The following is a 14,920-nucleotide window of genomic DNA, read 5'->3' on the forward strand; positions in this document are numbered from 1 at the left end:
GGCGGCGGTCGCGGTGGCTGTGGCGGATCTGTGGGGTCAGTGCGGGCCCTGCGGGCCGGATGTGCCGGATGCGTCGGGCGTGCCGGGTCCGGGCGCGTGGGCGGAGGCGCGGGAGAGCGCCACCGTGGCGTGGACGAGCAGGGCGAGCGCGGCCAGGGTGCAGGCGGCGGCCGGGACGGCGCCCGCGCCGCCGGCCTCCACGAGCACCTCGACGGGCCGGGCGAGGAAACCGCAGCCGGGCAGGCGGGCGGCGAGCACGGCGGAAAGCGCGGCGATCTGCACGGCGGACGCGGCGGCGAGCCCGGCGGATGCGGTCCTGGAGAAGCCGTGGACGGTGAGCAGTCGGGCGAGGAAGAGGAGCGCGCCGAGGGTGACGCCGGACGCCGGAGCGGCCCACCCGCTGTCACCGGACACGCTTCCCGCCCCGATGCGGAGGCAGAGGAGCACGCCCACGAACAGTCCGGTGACGCCGAGCACGAGGGGCCGGGCCGCCGCCGCGAACTCCTCGGTGCCACGGCTCGCGACGAGTTTGCGCCGCGCCTGGACGGCGATGAGGTGTGCGCACCAGGCTGCGGGGGCCAACGCCGCGGCGAGGGCCACCAGCGTCGCCGTCGCCGTCGGCCAGGGCCCTTCGAGACCGGGACCAGGACCAGGAACGGTGCCGGGACCGGGGCCGCCCGTGACGAGCCGGCCGAGCAGCCCGTCGCCGAAGACGGTGTATCCGAGCAGCCAGCACACCCACAGGCGCGCGGCGGGCGCCGTGCGCCCCTCGGCGCGCAGGGGCCCGTGGCGCAGGGACAGGGCGAGTGTGACGGCGGCGACCAGGGCCCCCGTCGCGCCGACCGCCAACTGCGGCTGACCGGAGGTGAGTTCGACCCCGACAGCGGTGAGGGCGCAGGCGACGCCGGGCAGCAGCGCGTAAGCGGTCCAGCCGGCGCGCGCGGGTGTATCGGGTTCCGGGGGGCGCCGGACGCTGTCACCGGTGCGCGGCACGCGTGCGTACAGCTCCTCGGCGAGCGCGAAGACGTCCCGGTGGCGGAAGCGCGCGGCGGCCCTGTCGGTCACCCCGTGCGCTTCGAGGCCGGCGGCGATCTCCAGTGGATCGACGGCCCGCTCACAGAGCTCCCGGTGCCGGTGCATGAGCGTCCGTACGGGGTCGGCGGGCCCGCGGCGCGGCGAGGGGGTCCCGGAGCCCCTGCCGCGACCGGGGGCGGCGAGTGCCGCTTCCGGTACGGCCACGGCCGCCGGTGCCCACGAGTCGCCGCCCCACCCGCCGGGGGCGGCCGGCGTACGGGATGCGCTCATCGGCGTACCTCCTGCGCTGACGGTCGGGGCTGCGGCCGAGGTCGTAGTTGCGGTTGCGGTCGTAGTTGCGGTTGCGGTCGTAGTTGCGGTTGCGGGGCATCTCGCCGGGTCCTGCCGGCCTGGCCGCTCAGACATCGCGCTCCCCCGGCCCGGCGCCCGCACCCGCGCCCACCGGCCGGGCCGCACCGATGCCCTCCGCCCAGCGCGGCCCCGGCGTCCCGCCGCCCGGACCGCCCGCGCCGTCTCCCGCCCAGCGGCCCGGCACATGCTCTTCCGCCGGGTTGGCGAAGAGCAGGGGCCCACCGTCCGTCCCGAGCGCTTCGCGACGCACCGGGCAGTGCGAGATCAGCTCCAGGTAGATGCCGCGAAATGCCTCGATGTTCTGCTCGACCGTGAAGAGTTCGAGCGCGCGTGCGCGCGCCGCCGCACCCAGCCGTTCGCGCCGCCGCGGATCACGGAGCAGCGCCACACAGGCGTCGGCCAGTGCGCGGGGATTGCGCGGCGGGACCACCAGGCCGGTGCCGCCGATGACTTCGACGACCGCGCCGACGTCCGTCGAGACCGTGGCGCGTCCGCAGAACATCGCCTCGACCAGGCTGACCGGGAAGCCTTCGACGACGCTGGAGAGCACCACCACGCTCCCCGCGGCGTACGCGTCGGCCAGGTCCGCCGCCTCGGGACCGCCGATGTCCTCGAAGGAGACGGGGTTGTCGCCGACGGCGTGCGCGTCGGTCGCCTCGTCGGGGAAGAGCTGGGCGGCGAGTGCCCGGCAGTGCGCGAGATAGGCGGCGGCCTCGCCGCCCTGCCCGTGCCTGCTGTGGACGATGCGCAACCGGGCCTGCGGCTCCTCCTTGCGCACCTCGGCGAAGGCATGGAGCAGCGAGACGAGGTCCTTGGCGGGCTCGACGCGGCCGACCCAGACCAGCGTGCGGGGGTCCCCGCCGTCGCCCCCCTCCCCCACCGCCGCGAAACGGCCGGACTCCATGCCGGGGTGGACGGTACGCAGTTTGGCGCGGTCGGCGCCGCACCGCTCCTGCCACCGCCTGACGTGCGTATTGCCCGGCGTGATGAGGGCGGCCCGGGCGTACACCTCGGCGGCGAGCCTGCCGTGGAAAGCGGCCAGGAGCGTCCGTACCGGCATGCTCCGGGCCGTGCCGCCGGCCGCGAGGTAGTGCGCGCGCAGCTGTACGCCGTACTCGGTGACCAGCAGCGGGACGCCGAAGAAGTTTTTGGCCAGCAGCCCCGGCAGAGCGGCGGACCCGCCGGAAGCCGCGTGGCACAGGTCGACGGCGCCGAGGCTCTGGGCGTCGTACCAGTCCAGGGACAGCGGCCGCAGCGCGCGCTCCAGCAGGCCGACGGCTTCGAGGTGGTCGGAGACCTTCGCGGCGTGCGCCGCGCGGTGGGTGCCGGGGGCGCGGCAGGCGGCTTCGAGGGTGCGTACGGCGGTTTCGGAACGCAGGGCGGTGGGGAGTCCGCCGCGCTCCGCGGCCAGTTCCGCGAGCCCGTAGAGACCGTCGGCGAAGCGGTCGCCCGCGCCTCGTCCGTCAGGCTCTCCGCCCGGCCCTTCGCCCGGTCCACCGTCCGGCCCTCCGCCCGGCACGCAGATCGCCCCGGCCAGTTCGCCGAAGTGCTCGGTGAAGCGGCGCCGTTCGCGTCGGCCGTACGTCCTGCCGTCGTCCTCCGGCGCCCACAGCGGTGCGGTGCGCACGCTCCGCACCTGGGGCGGCAGCCGGACCCGGCCCCGTGCCTCCTGGCGGGCACTGCGGCTCAGGGCGTAGATGTCGAATTCGTGCTGCGCGAGCCCGCGCACGAGCCGGTCGCACCAGAGCCTGGACTCACCTGTGGCATACGGATAGCCACCCTCCGTAAGCAGTCCGATCCGCACGGGCGCACCTCCGATCTCCCTTGCGGGCGGCCGCCGTTGGTCCGGCGGCTCGCAGCGGGACGACCGTATGCGGACATGCCGGTGACGCGACGGACGGTTGTCCGTCGCGCCACCAAAAGGGGTGAACACGCGTAACTTTCGCCCCGCGATAGCGTTCTGTCGCGCTAAGGGGCCCTGCGGTTACGGAGGGTCAGGCTGCGGCCAGCACGCAACGGCCTCAATTGCCCGGATACACCCAGGCGTTGGGCTTGCACGTGATGCCGCCGATCCTCAGCGACTTCGTCTGCTGCTGCATGATCGGCGCGAGCTCGCCGGGCGTCTCGCAGTTCTTGTGACCGTGCCCGAGCCGGTGGCCGATCTCATGGTTGATCAGCATCTGGCGGTATTCGAACATCTTGCCCTTGCCGAACGTCTTCGCCCCCTGCGCCCACCGGTACGCATTGATCATGACGCGCTCGGTCGCCGCCGAGTCGCACGAGACGTTGCCGGAGAGCGTGTCGAGACCCGACTTCGCACACCACACACCCGTGGTGCCCGGGCTCGCGAGCGTGATGACGAAGTCCGGCCGGCCGGAGGAGATCCGCTCGAACGTCATGGCACCGTCGTGCGCCCAGCTCCGGTCGTCGTTGAGCGTCTCCTGTACGGCGCGGGCGAAGAGGGCACCGTCGAGTCCGAGCCCCTTCTCGACGTCCACCCGGTAGGAGAACTTCTGTCCCTTGCCGGGCGCCTTGTCGAAACCGCCGATCGCCTCGAAGTCACCGCCCCCGGTCAGCCTCGGGTCGATCGGGTACGTCCTGGCCATCTGCTGCTCGTACGTCGCCGGGGCGGCGTCCGCTTCCCGGGACGGCGTCGGCCGGGCGTCCGAACGGGAGGCGTCGCTCGCCTTGGTGCTCCGGCCCCCGGCGGCCGGAGCCGCGGCGGACTCCTTCTCGCCCTGGGCGACCTGCCCGGCCACCACGACGGCGAGCACGGTGGTCACCGCGGCCGCGGCGATCCCGGTGAAGGTCCGGCCCCTGCCGCCCCTGGCCGGCGCGTCACCCGTCTCTTCCGCCTCGTCCGCCTCACCCGTCTCGCCGAAACCACCGTCGTGCCCGTCGTGCCCGTCGCGGCCATCAGGACGACCACCGGCAGCGGCAGGGGCATCAGCAGCGGCTTCGCGTCCCGCTTCCGTGCGGTCCGGGCCGGTTGCCGTGGGAGTGGAATCGGAAGGGGCGCGCGGGGCGGACGGAATCCGGGGCGGGGCGTCGAAGGCCTGGAGGAAATCCTGCCGCGGGCCCGGTATCCGGGCCCCGGCCGCGAACCGCACCTGGGGCTGAGGACCGGTCGAGTCCGACCGCGGTCCCTGCGACCCTTGCGGTCCCTGGGCCCCCTGCGTCTCATGCGACCCCTGCGCCTCATGCGACCCCTGCGGCGCGCGAGGCGCACCCTGCAAGTCGCCGTACCGGCCGCCGCCCTGTGCGGCGCTCCAGCCACCGCCGGACTCACGCCGCTCGGGGTGCCCACCGCGCACGTGCGGCACCCCGCGAGCCGGAGTGCCGCCGTACTGCTGACGCTGCTGTGACTGCTGTTGTTGTGGCTGCGGTGGCAGCGGCGGCCCTTGCCGGTACCCGGGCGCCGGCGGAGCGTCGTACCCCGCCTCTTCCCCGCGCCTGCGTCGTCCGCTTCCCGCGCCCCGCCCCGCCGCGGCTTCCTCGCCGGTACCGGATATGGCGGGGTTCTCGGCTGCCCCCCGGGGGGCAGGGCCTCGGCGACTATGACGTCCCACGCGCCGGATCAGCTCCTACCGCAGTCATCGATCAGTTCCCGGACAGCGCTGGCGACCGCCTCCGGATATTCCATCATCGCCACGTGCCCGGCGTCGGGCAGTGTCAGCAGCCTCGCATCGCGGAAAGCCGCTGCCGCCCTGCGCGCCATACGGTACGACACGAGCTGGTCCCGCCCTCCGTACACCAGCAGCGTCGGCGCGAGCACCCGCTCCGCCTGTCGCCACAGGCCGTGCTGTCCGCCCAGTGTGTACGCGTCGACTATGCCCCGCGCCGAACGTGTCATCGCGTCCCAGAAGTACGGCAGTTGCAGCCGCCGTTCCATCTCCTGCACGGCGTGCTGGAATGCCTCGGGCTCGACCGCCTCGGGATCGCCGTAGCAGAGCGCCATCACACCGCGCGTGCGCTGCTCCGCCGTCCAGTCCTTGCTGAGCCGGGCGAACAGCGAGGCGACACCCGGCACCGCGAGCAGCCCGGTCGGCACCGCCGTGCGCTGCACCCGGAGTTCGGGGAGGGCGGGCGAGACGAGCGTGAGCGTGCGCACCAGATCGGGCCTGACGGCCGCGATACGCGTGGCGACCGCGCCGCCCAGCGAGTTGCCGAAGAGGTGCACCGGCCCACGCCCGCTCGCGTCGAGCAGCCGGATGCACGCACGCGCCTGCCCGCTGAGCGAGTAGTTGCCGTCGTCCGGCGGCGGGGAGTCCCCGAAGCCTGGCAGGTCGACGGCCTCGCCGTCCACGTGGTCGGCGAGCAGCGGCATCAGCGCCGACCAGTTCTGCGAGGAACCGCCGAGCCCGTGCACGTACAGCGCGGGCGGGAGGCCGGCGCGCGTCGCGGGCCGCGTGCGTACGTTCAGCGTCAGCCCGGGCAGGGTGACGGAGCGCAGCTTCTCACCCTCGGCGATCCGCACGGCACCGACCCGTGGTACCGCGGTGGCGGCGAGGCTGGATCCGGGCAGCTCGGTCGAAGACATGCGGCAATGTTACGAGACGATCACGTACTGAATCGTGTGTTCGCCGTCACAGATCTACCCTCGGAGCAAGGGGGTACGCGTCGCCCCCTGTCTCCTCCCCGGAAGGAAGCCACGCATGACTGTCGATCCCACCGACCCGGACACCTTCGTGGAAGTGGAAGAGGAGTCCCTCGACGCGCCGGGCGTACTCGACGACGACGTCTCCGAGGCGGACGCCGCGGAACAGCACACGGAGTGGCTGGAGAACCATGACGCTCCGCTGACCGGCGTCGACCCGGGCTCCGCGAACGAGGCGGACGCCGCGGAACAGGCCCGCGTCGTCGCCCTCGACGAGGACGACTACCGCTGATCAGCTCCTGATCAGCGCCTGATCGGCCTTCCGCGGTTGTCCGGTCCGTGAAATTCTGCGTCCGCACCGCGCACAGGCGGGTTACCCAAAAGTACGATGGCGGGCGTGGCGCACACGGCGCACGGAACGGCCGTGCTGTTGAAAGGCCGCGACACCGAAAGACATGGGAGGCGGCGTGACAGCCACCGAGCAGACAGAGGCGGCACGCCCACGAGGCACGCGCCTGCCCCGCCGAGCCCGACGCAATCAACTCCTGGGCGCGGCGCAGGAGGTCTTTGTCGCGCAGGGGTACCACGCGGCGGCGATGGACGACATCGCGGAGCGGGCCGGGGTGAGCAAGCCGGTCCTGTACCAGCACTTCCCGGGCAAGCTGGAGCTCTACCTGGCCCTTCTCGACCAGCACTGCGAGTCGCTGCTCCAGGCGGTACGCACCGCCCTCGCGTCGACCACGGAGAACAAGCTGCGCGTGGCCGCGACGATGGACGCCTATTTCGCGTACGTCCAGGAGGAGGGCGGCGCGTTCCGCCTGGTCTTCGAGTCGGACCTGACGAACGAGCCCGCCGTGCGCGAGCGCGTCGACCGGGTGTCGCTCCAGTGCGCCGAGGCGATCAGCGAGGTCATCGCCGAGGACACCGGCCTGTCCAAGGACGAGTCGATGCTGCTGGCCGTCGGGCTCGGCGGTGTCTCCCAGGTGGTCGCCCGCTACTGGCTCTCCAGCGGCAGCACCATCCCGCGCGACACGGCGGTGCAGCTGCTGACGTCGCTCGCCTGGCGCGGCATCGCGGGCTTCCCGCTACACGGCACGGAGCACTGACACGGCGCGTTCCGGGGTGTTCCGGGGAACGCTCCGGAACGCACTCCGGAGCGTTCCCCGCGGTGTGCCCCGGAACGCCTTCCGGATCGTCCCGGGAGCGTGTTCCCGGTCCGTGTTCGCTTCCGGCGTGCGGCGTCGGAGCATTCCGTGTCCCCTCACCGGGCTAATGTGTGCTGCGTACAGCGCGGCTGACCGCGCACCGCAGCACCGACCGTCGGAGGGACATAGCCGTGGAGGTCAAGATCGGCGTGCAGCACGCGCCCCGGGAGATCGTTCTGGAGAGCGGGCAGTCCGCCGAGGAGGTCGAGCGCGCGGTATCCGACGCGCTGGCCGGCAAGGCGCAGCTGCTCAGCCTCAAGGACGAGAAGGGCCGCACGGTCCTCGTTCCCGCTGACCGGATCGCCTACGTGGAGATCGGCGAGCCGATGACGCGCAGGGTGGGCTTCGGCGCGCTGTAGGCGTCGACGGCACAGCAGCATCACAGACGGAACCGGCCCGGTGGGATGTCCCACCGGGCCGGTTCCGTCTGTCTGTACGCGCGGCCTGCGCGCCCGGCCTGCACGCCGGGCCCCTCCGCGAGTCCCCTCCGCAGGCCCTCTCCACCGGCCCGAGGAGGGTTGTCTTCCGCAAGGCGGGGGTAGTACGGGCTACGACCCATTCGCACCCGGCTGCACGGGAGGAAACCACGTGATCCTGGAAGCGCTCGGCTCCATCGCCCTCGGCTTCGCCCTTGCCTGGGCGGCCGGCCACCGGCTCGGGGACCGACTGCCCGCACGGCACCTGGTCCTGGCCGCGGGCCCGCTCGGCGCCCTGTTCGGCGCGTACGTCACCCATTCCGCCCTCGGCCCCGGCCACGTCGTCGCGACACTGGCCGGCGCGGTGGCGGTGGGAGCGGTCCTGCTGTCGCTCCTCATCCGCCCCAGGGGCCGCGTCCGCCGTTCGGCGGCGGCGTAACGTCCCTCTGCGGCGTTACGCCGCCAGCCCCAGCGCGGCCATCCGCTTCGTGTGCGCCTCGGTGATCCGCGAGAACATCCGCCCCACCTCCGCCAGGTCGAAGCCGTCGGCGACACCGCCCACGAGCATCGTGGAGAGCGCGTCGCGGTCCGCCACGACCCGCTGGGCCTGCGAGAGCGCCTCACCCATCAGCCTGCGCGCCCACAGCGCGAGCCGGCCGCCGCAGCGCGGGTCCGCCTCGATCGCGGCACGCACCTTCTCCACCGCGAAGTTCCCGTGACCGGTGTCGTCGAGCACGGCGAGCACCAGCCCCCGGGTGTCCGAGTCGAGCCGCTCCGCGACCTCGCGGTAGAAGTCACTGGCGATCGAGTCTCCGACGTACGCCTTGACCAGGCCCTCCAGCCAGTCCGACGGCGCGGTCTGGCGGTGGAAGTCGTCCAGCGCCTTCGCGAAGGGCTCCATCGCCGCCGTCGGCTCCTCGTCGATCGCGGTCAGCCGGCCCCGCAAACGCTCGAAGTGGTGGAACTCCGCCGACGCCATCTTCGCGAGCTCCGCCTTGTCGGCGAGTGTCGGCGCGAGCTTGGCGTCCTCGGCGAGGCGCTCGAAGGCCGCCAGCTCTCCGTACGCGAGCGCGCCCAGCAGGTCCACGACCGCGGCGCGGTAGTGCGGCTCGACGGACGCCGTCGCCCAGTCCTGGGCTGCGATACCGGTCCGGGGTGTCTCGTCGGGTGCGATGGCGTTGTCAGGCGTCTCCATGAACCGCACAATAGCCCGCTCCGCACGGTAGGTAAGGGCCTGGTCAGCCACTCCCGCCACACCGATCCGGGAAATCGTTCCGACACACCTGCGCGAATCCGGGGTACAGTGGTAAAGCGCCTGCAGAGTACCCAGGGTATTTCGCGGCGCAATTGAATGAGGATGCCCGGTCGGTGGCCCGATCGGCTCCGACCCGACAGCCCTCCACGCGGTGCGTACCAAGGCGTACGACCGCAAGATGAGGGGCCCCCTCAGCGGCACGAGCGCTTGAGCGACGGCACGTGGTCCCGCGCCACCCGGCCCATCAGCGGCCGGACGAGAAACCGGCACGGTACGACCCCCTTCGTTCGCGTCATGCCGCGTCTCACAGAAGAGGCAGCACCCTGACTACGTTCCGAGACCTCGGGATTCTCTCCGAGACCGCCGAAGCCCTTGAAGCCGTCGGCATTCTGTCCCCCTTCCCCATCCAGGAGATGACGCTCCCCGTCGCGCTCTCCGGCAGCGACGTCATCGGCCAGGCCAAGACCGGCACCGGCAAGACGCTCGGCTTCGGCCTCCCGCTGCTGGAGCGCGTCACCGTCCCCGCGGACGTCGAGGCGGGCCGGGCCGAGCCCGCGAAGCTGACCGAGGCCCCGCAGGCGCTCGTCGTCGTCCCCACCCGTGAGCTGTGCCAGCAGGTCACCAACGACCTGCTGACGGCCGGCAAGGTCCGCAACGTCCGCGTGCTCGCCATTTACGGCGGCCGGGCGTACGAGCCCCAGGTCGAGGCGCTCAAGAAGGGGGTCGACATCGTCGTGGGCACGCCCGGGCGCCTGCTCGACCTGGCCGGCCAGAAGAAGCTCGACCTCTCCCACGTGCGTTCGCTCGTGCTCGACGAGGCCGACGAGATGCTCGACCTGGGCTTCCTGCCCGACGTCGAGAAGATCATGAAGATGCTGCCGCCGAAGCGCCAGACGATGCTGTTCTCGGCGACCATGCCGGGCGCCGTCATCGGCCTCGCCCGCAAGTACATGTCGCAGCCGACGCACATCAGCGCCACGTCGCCCGACGACGAGGGCGCGACCGTCGCGAACATCACGCAGCACGTCTTCCGCGCCCACAACATGGACAAGCCGGAGCTCGTCTCCCGCATCCTCCAGGCCGACGGCCGCGGGCTCGCGATGATCTTCTGCCGTACGAAGCGGACCGCCGCCGACATCGCCGAGCAGCTGGAGAAGCGCGGCTTCGCCTCCGGCGCGGTCCACGGCGACCTCGGCCAGGGCGCGCGCGAGCAGGCGCTGCGCGCGTTCCGCAACGGCAAGGTCGACGTGCTGGTCTGCACCGACGTCGCCGCGCGCGGCATCGACGTCGAGGGTGTGACGCACGTCATCAACTACCAGTCGCCCGAGGACGAGAAGACGTACCTGCACCGCGTCGGCCGCACCGGCCGCGCGGGCGCGAAGGGCATCGCCGTCACACTGGTCGACTGGGACGACATCCCGCGCTGGAAGCTCATCAACAAGGCGCTGGACCTGCCGTTCGACGAGCCCGAGGAGACGTACTCCACGTCCGCTCACCTGTACGAGATCCTGAGCATCCCGGCCGGCACGAAGGGCGTACTGCCCCGGGCCGACCGGACCCGCGCGGGTCTGGGCGCGGAGCAGGTCGAGGACCTCGGCGAGACGGGCGGCCGTGGGCGCAAGTCCGCGGCGGCCGCTGCCGCGCCGGCCGTCGTCGAGGAGCGCGCCCCGCGCACGCCGCGTCAGCGCCGCCGTACGCGCAACGGCGCGCCGGTGACGGCGGTCGGGGCGGACGAGGCGACGGCGGTCTCCGCCGAAGCCACCGCGGCGCCGGAGGCGGCGACCGAGGCCGCCGAGGCCCCTGCCGAGCCGCGCACCCCGCGCCGCCGCCGCCGCACCCGCGCGGCGAACCCGGCGAACGCGGTGGACACCGCGGAGGCCGTGACGGAGACGGCGGAGGCCCAGATCCCCGCTCCCGCGGAGGAGTCCGAGGCTCCGAAGAAGCCCCGTCGCCGTACGCGCGCCGCGAAGCCGGCCGAGGCCGCCGCCGAGGCTCCCGCGTCCGCCGAGGCGTCGGCTCCGGCTCCGGTGAAGGCACCTCGCCGCCGCACGCGCGCCGCCGCCGCGGCGCAGCCCGAGAGCTGATCCAGCACGCCCCGGCGGCCCGGTTCCCCTTCAGGGGGGCCGGGCCAGCGGCGTACCGAGGCGGGGACACGGCTTCCCGCCGCCACGAAAGGTGCGGCCCGTGCGGTGCATACAGCCCGTACGCCGCGTCGTGCAGCCGTTAGCCTCGTCGCATGAGCAGGCCGCCCACTTTCGCCCCGCCCCCCGGCTCCCGCGCCCTCCCCCTGCACACGTCGCGCGGTGTGTTCGCCGCGCTCGAAGCACGGCCGCGACGCGCGGAGCCCAGAGGCACCGCGCTGCTGCTTCCCGGCTACACCGGGAGCAAGGAAGACTTCATCGCGATGCTGGTACCGCTCGCCGGGGCCGGGTACCGGGTCGTCTCGGTCGACGGGCGCGGGCAGTACGAATCCGAGGGGCCCGACAGTGAAGAGGCTTACACACAGGGCGAGTTGGCCCGCGACGTGCATGCGCAGGCGGCTGCCTGCGGTACGCCGGTGCACCTCGTCGGGCACTCCCTCGGCGGCCAGATCGCCCGCGCGGCCGCACTGCTCGACGCGGCGCCGTTCGCGTCGCTGACCCTCATGTCGTCGGGCCCGGCCGAGGTCTCACCCGCGCAGCAGCAGAAGATCGCACTGCTGACGCAGGCCCTCGGCTTCATGACCATGGCCGAGGTGTGGGAGAGCATGAAGGCGCTCGACCCCCCGGAGGACGCCGACCTCGACGGCGCCGCCCTGCGCGCGCGCTGGCTCCGGCACAGCCCCGCCCAGCTCGTCGCCACCGGCAGGCAGCTGACGGGCGAGCCGGACCGCGTGGCCGAGCTCGCCGCGCTGGGACTCGCGACGCACGTGGTGTCGGGGTCCACGGACGACACCTGGCCGGTGCCGCTGATCGACGGGATGGCCGAACGGCTGGGCGCGTACCGGACGGTCGTCGGAGGCGCCGGGCACTCCCCGAACACCGACCGGCCCGAGGAGACCGCGAAGGCGCTGGCGGGGTTCTGGGACGCCCTCTCGGACCGGGCCGGGCAGTAGCCCTTCGCAGCCGGGCCGGCCGGCAAGGGGCCAGGGCTAGTACTGGGCCTGGAGGTGGTGCCAGAAGCCGTCCCGCAGCGCCCGGCGGAGGTCCGCGTGGCCGCGCAGGGACCGCTGGAGCAGCCGTTCCGCCTCCACCAGGAGCTCCTGGTCCACCGAGCCCGGCAGGTAGGGGTGGCCGGGCAGCAGGTCGGCCAGCGATTCCCGGCCCCGCGCCCCCAGCCACGCCGCCGCGATCTGCGCGCCGATGAAGCGGACGTCCTCGCGGGACGGCCGCGGGGCGCCCTCGTTCTCGTACGTCGTGACGGGGCGCCGCGTGACGTACGGCTTGCAGAAGTCGAGGTCGAACGTGCGCTGGCTGTCGACCTCCCACAGGAGCGGTTCGGCCTGGTTGCGGCCCTCACCCGCCTCGATGCCCCACAGGTGGACCCGCGCGCCGTAGCCCTGCGCGGCCTCGACCGCGGAGACCAGGTCCTCGTCACCGCCCACCAGGGCCGCGTCGCTGATGGCGCGGTGCCTGGCCAGTGACTCCAGGTCCGTACGGATCAGGGAGTCGACGCCCTTCTGCTGGTTGTTGGCGTTGAGGTTGCCGAGGCGGACCTTGACGTCGGGCAGCTCGGCGATCGACTGCTGCTCGGTGGTGTGGATGCGGCGCCTGGCCCCGTCGTACCAGTACACCCGCAGCAGCCTGCTGTCCGCGAAGATCGTCCGGGCCTTGTCGATGAACGCCTCGATCATCCCCTCCGCGTCCAGGTCGAAGGACCTGCGGTCCTCGGTCCCGGTCACGAGCAGCCCGGCCGCCGCGTAGACGTATCCGGCGTCGACGAAGATCGCGTGGGTGGAAGGGGTCTTCGCCACCTCGGCGAGCATGCGCTGGAGCAGCTCGTTGGTGCGCTCCAGGCGGGAGGCGATCCCGGCGGGTTCAGTGGGGCCCGAAGGCTGTGCGTCGTCCATACGGATCTCATTGTCCGTGGCGTGAGCGAGCGGGCACAACCGGTCCCGCCACCCGTGGGTATTTAGAGAGCCAAAAATTTTCTTTAGCGTAGGGAATGACTGCGGCGGGTACACGGTTGTAACCCTCGGAGAACGTGCGACGCCTAGTCTCGCGTTCCCACCCACAGTTCTCCAGCAGGAGGATCAGACGAAGGGAGAAGCCTTGCGCTTCGAAATCATGCGCCTGGACGACGTCGACGGTTCCGCCGTCGACAGCACCGTCGTGGACGCCGCCTCCGTCAACCGGATCGTGCAGCAGGCCGCCTCCGTCGGCCAGCGCATCTACATCCGCCCGGCCGAGACCTCGGCTTCATAACGCCGTAGTGGTTTGTTGAGGTAAGCGCCCCCGTACGTCGCGTACGGGGGCGCTCGTGCGTGTCAGCCGCCCCGGATCACCTGGGTGACGCCGTTGATGATCTGCTGCACGGCGATCGCGGACAGCATCATGCCCGCGAGACGCGTCACCAGGACCACGCCGCCGTCCCTGATCACACGGATGATCAGCAGCGAGTAGCGCATGGCCAGCCACAGGACCACGTGCATCGCGCCGATCGCCGCCCAGACCGAGACCTGCGCCGTGACGCTGTCCGCGTGCTGTACGGCGAGGATCACCGAGACGATCGCGCCGGGGCCCGCCAGCAGCGGCATCCCCAGCGGCACGAGCGCGACGTTGACGTCCTTGGTCTGCGTCGGCTCGTCGGTCTTGCCGGTCAGCAGGTCGAGCGCGATCAGGAGGAGCAGCAGGCCGCCCGCGATCATCAGCGCCGGCACGGACACGTGCAGGTAGTCGAGGATCTGCTGGCCGAGGACGCCGAAGACGGCGATCACGCCGAAGGCGACGGCGACGGCCTGCCAGGCCATCCTGCGCTGCACCTTGGCGGGCCGGCCCGAGGTCAGGGCGAGGAAGATCGGGGTGATCCCCGGGGGGTCCATAATCACAAAAAGCGTGAGAAAAAGGGATCCGAAAACAGCGAAGTCGAGCACAGTGATGCCTTGCGAGAAGAGGGTCGTACGAGGGGGAGGTGCAGGGGGGAGAGCGCCGGGGTACGGCGTTACGGGCGGGGGCTTCCGCCCGCGCCGGGCACCGGGAAGGCGCCGGTCGCGCGTCGCGTGATCTCGCCGTAGATCTCGGGGTCCGTCGTGAACTCACCGAGCTGTACGGTCTTGCGGCTGCCGTGGTAGTCGCTGGACCCGGTCGTCAGCAGCCCCAGCTCGGCGGCGAGGCCGCGCAGCCGTGCACGGGTGGGCCCGTCGTGGTCCATGTGGTCGACCTCGATCCCGTCGAGGCCGGCGGCGGCCAGCTTCGCGAGCGCGCTCTCCGGAACGGTTTCGCCGCGCTTGGCGGCGCCGGGGTGCGCGAAGACGGTGACTCCGCCGGCCGCCTTGACGAGGCGGATCGCGTCGAAGGGGTCGAGCTCGTGCTTCTCGACGTACGCCCGGCCGTCGTCGGCCAGCCAGTCGGACGTGAAGGCGTCGGAGACGCTCTCGACGACGCCGAGCTCCATCAGCGCGGACGCGATGTGCGGACGGCCGACCGAACCGTCCCCGGCGATACGGGCCACCCGGTCCCACTCGATCGCGACGCCCAGTTCCTGGAGCTTGCCGACCATGGCCCGCGCGCGGGGCACCCGGTCGTCCCGCACCAGCTCGCGCTCGCGCGCCAGCTCGGGCTCGTCGGGGTCGAAGAGGTACGCCAGCATGTGCAGCCCGACGCCGTCGAGGCGGCAGGAGAGCTCGGCGCCGGTGACCAGCGTCAGCCCGGCCGGGAGCGCGGCGGTCGCCTCGGCGTGGCCGCGCGTCGAGTCGTGGTCGGTGAGCGCCACGACGTCGAGCCCGGCCGCGGCGGCGTTACGCACCAGTTCCGCGGGGGTGTCCGTGCCGTCCGACGCGGTGGAGTGGGTGTGCAGGTCGATGCGCACGACGCGTGACTCCGGGGCTCGGCGGGACGGGGGACCGCTCCAGGATAGCCGGGAA

Annotated in this window: 15 protein-coding genes; 7 read left to right on the plus strand and 8 right to left on the minus strand. The window is 72.6% G+C overall.

All coding sequences use genetic code 11. The features are described 5' to 3' along the window. Positions 1-36: 36 nt before the first annotated feature. The 4 genes from ABD374_RS20850 to ABD374_RS20865 form a co-directional block, all read right to left on the minus strand. Complete coding sequence (locus ABD374_RS20850; RefSeq protein WP_344497085.1) at positions 37-1,305, minus strand: hypothetical protein; 1,269 nt, start codon at positions 1,303-1,305, stop codon at positions 37-39. A gap of 127 nt (positions 1,306-1,432) precedes the next feature. Further along, positions 1,433-3,190 (minus strand): DUF3492 domain-containing protein, encoded by a 1,758-nt coding sequence (locus ABD374_RS20855; protein WP_344497086.1) that lies wholly within the window; start codon positions 3,188-3,190, stop codon positions 1,433-1,435. A 217-nt stretch (positions 3,191-3,407) separates the two neighbouring features. Further along, positions 3,408-4,955, minus strand: coding sequence for a DUF3152 domain-containing protein (locus tag ABD374_RS20860; protein WP_344497087.1), 1,548 nt, complete (start codon positions 4,953-4,955; stop codon positions 3,408-3,410). An 8-nt stretch (positions 4,956-4,963) separates the two neighbouring features. Beyond that, on the minus strand, positions 4,964-5,926 hold the full coding sequence (locus ABD374_RS20865; protein ID WP_344497088.1) for an alpha/beta fold hydrolase: 963 nt from the start codon (positions 5,924-5,926) through the stop codon (positions 4,964-4,966). Between the two features lie 115 nt (positions 5,927-6,041). Here ABD374_RS20865 and ABD374_RS20870 point away from each other — a divergent pair, with 115 nt between their 5' ends. The 4 genes from ABD374_RS20870 (at position 6,042) to ABD374_RS20885 (ending at position 8,043) form a co-directional block, all read left to right on the plus strand. Then, positions 6,042-6,275 carry a hypothetical protein gene (locus tag ABD374_RS20870; protein WP_344497089.1) on the plus strand — a complete coding sequence of 78 codons (234 nt, stop codon included), beginning with the start codon at positions 6,042-6,044 and terminating at the stop codon, positions 6,273-6,275. 175 nt (positions 6,276-6,450) lie between these two features. Beyond that, entirely contained in the window at positions 6,451-7,089 is a 639-nt protein-coding gene (locus ABD374_RS20875) for a TetR/AcrR family transcriptional regulator (RefSeq protein WP_093803330.1), read from the plus strand. A gap of 230 nt (positions 7,090-7,319) precedes the next feature. Continuing rightward, on the plus strand, positions 7,320-7,547 hold the full coding sequence (locus ABD374_RS20880) for a DUF3107 domain-containing protein (protein ID WP_344497090.1): 228 nt from the start codon (positions 7,320-7,322) through the stop codon (positions 7,545-7,547). 229 nt (positions 7,548-7,776) lie between these two features. Next, a complete protein-coding gene (locus ABD374_RS20885) occupies positions 7,777-8,043 on the plus strand; it encodes a hypothetical protein (RefSeq protein ID WP_344497091.1) in 267 nt (88 codons plus the stop codon). A 15-nt stretch (positions 8,044-8,058) separates the two neighbouring features. On the opposite strand, the gene ABD374_RS20890 is transcribed toward ABD374_RS20885, so the two are convergent. Beyond that, the gene (locus ABD374_RS20890) at positions 8,059-8,808 is read right to left on the minus strand and encodes a ferritin-like fold-containing protein (RefSeq protein WP_344497226.1); all 750 of its coding nucleotides are present in this window, start codon (positions 8,806-8,808) and stop codon (positions 8,059-8,061) included. Between the two features lie 464 nt (positions 8,809-9,272). On the opposite strand from ABD374_RS20890, the gene ABD374_RS20895 reads away from it, so the two are divergent. Together ABD374_RS20895 and ABD374_RS20900 are read left to right on the plus strand one after the other, a co-directional pair. Beyond that, a complete protein-coding gene (locus ABD374_RS20895; protein WP_344497092.1) occupies positions 9,273-10,943 on the plus strand; it encodes a DEAD/DEAH box helicase in 1,671 nt (556 codons plus the stop codon). A gap of 152 nt (positions 10,944-11,095) precedes the next feature. Beyond that, positions 11,096-11,953 carry an alpha/beta fold hydrolase gene (locus ABD374_RS20900; RefSeq protein WP_344497093.1) on the plus strand — a complete coding sequence of 286 codons (858 nt, stop codon included), beginning with the start codon at positions 11,096-11,098 and terminating at the stop codon, positions 11,951-11,953. A gap of 36 nt (positions 11,954-11,989) precedes the next feature. Here the strand turns inward: ABD374_RS20900 and ABD374_RS20905 are convergent, their stop codons facing one another. Further along, positions 11,990-12,907 (minus strand): NYN domain-containing protein, encoded by a 918-nt coding sequence (locus ABD374_RS20905; protein ID WP_344497094.1) that lies wholly within the window; start codon positions 12,905-12,907, stop codon positions 11,990-11,992. A 202-nt stretch (positions 12,908-13,109) separates the two neighbouring features. On the opposite strand from ABD374_RS20905, the gene ABD374_RS20910 reads away from it, so the two are divergent. Further along, on the plus strand, positions 13,110-13,262 hold the full coding sequence (locus ABD374_RS20910) for a hypothetical protein (RefSeq protein ID WP_093799180.1): 153 nt from the start codon (positions 13,110-13,112) through the stop codon (positions 13,260-13,262). 62 nt (positions 13,263-13,324) lie between these two features. Here the strand turns inward: ABD374_RS20910 and ABD374_RS20915 are convergent, their stop codons facing one another. Further along, positions 13,325-13,930 carry a MarC family protein gene (locus tag ABD374_RS20915; protein ID WP_344497095.1) on the minus strand — a complete coding sequence of 202 codons (606 nt, stop codon included), beginning with the start codon at positions 13,928-13,930 and terminating at the stop codon, positions 13,325-13,327. Positions 13,931-13,998: 68 nt separating this feature from the next. After that, positions 13,999-14,865 (minus strand): PHP domain-containing protein, encoded by an 867-nt coding sequence (locus ABD374_RS20920; protein ID WP_344497096.1) that lies wholly within the window; start codon positions 14,863-14,865, stop codon positions 13,999-14,001. Positions 14,866-14,920: the final 55 nt, after the last annotated feature.

The sequence above is a fragment of the Streptomyces enissocaesilis genome, from assembly GCF_039533765.1.
Lineage (GTDB): Bacteria > Actinomycetota > Actinomycetes > Streptomycetales > Streptomycetaceae > Streptomyces > Streptomyces enissocaesilis.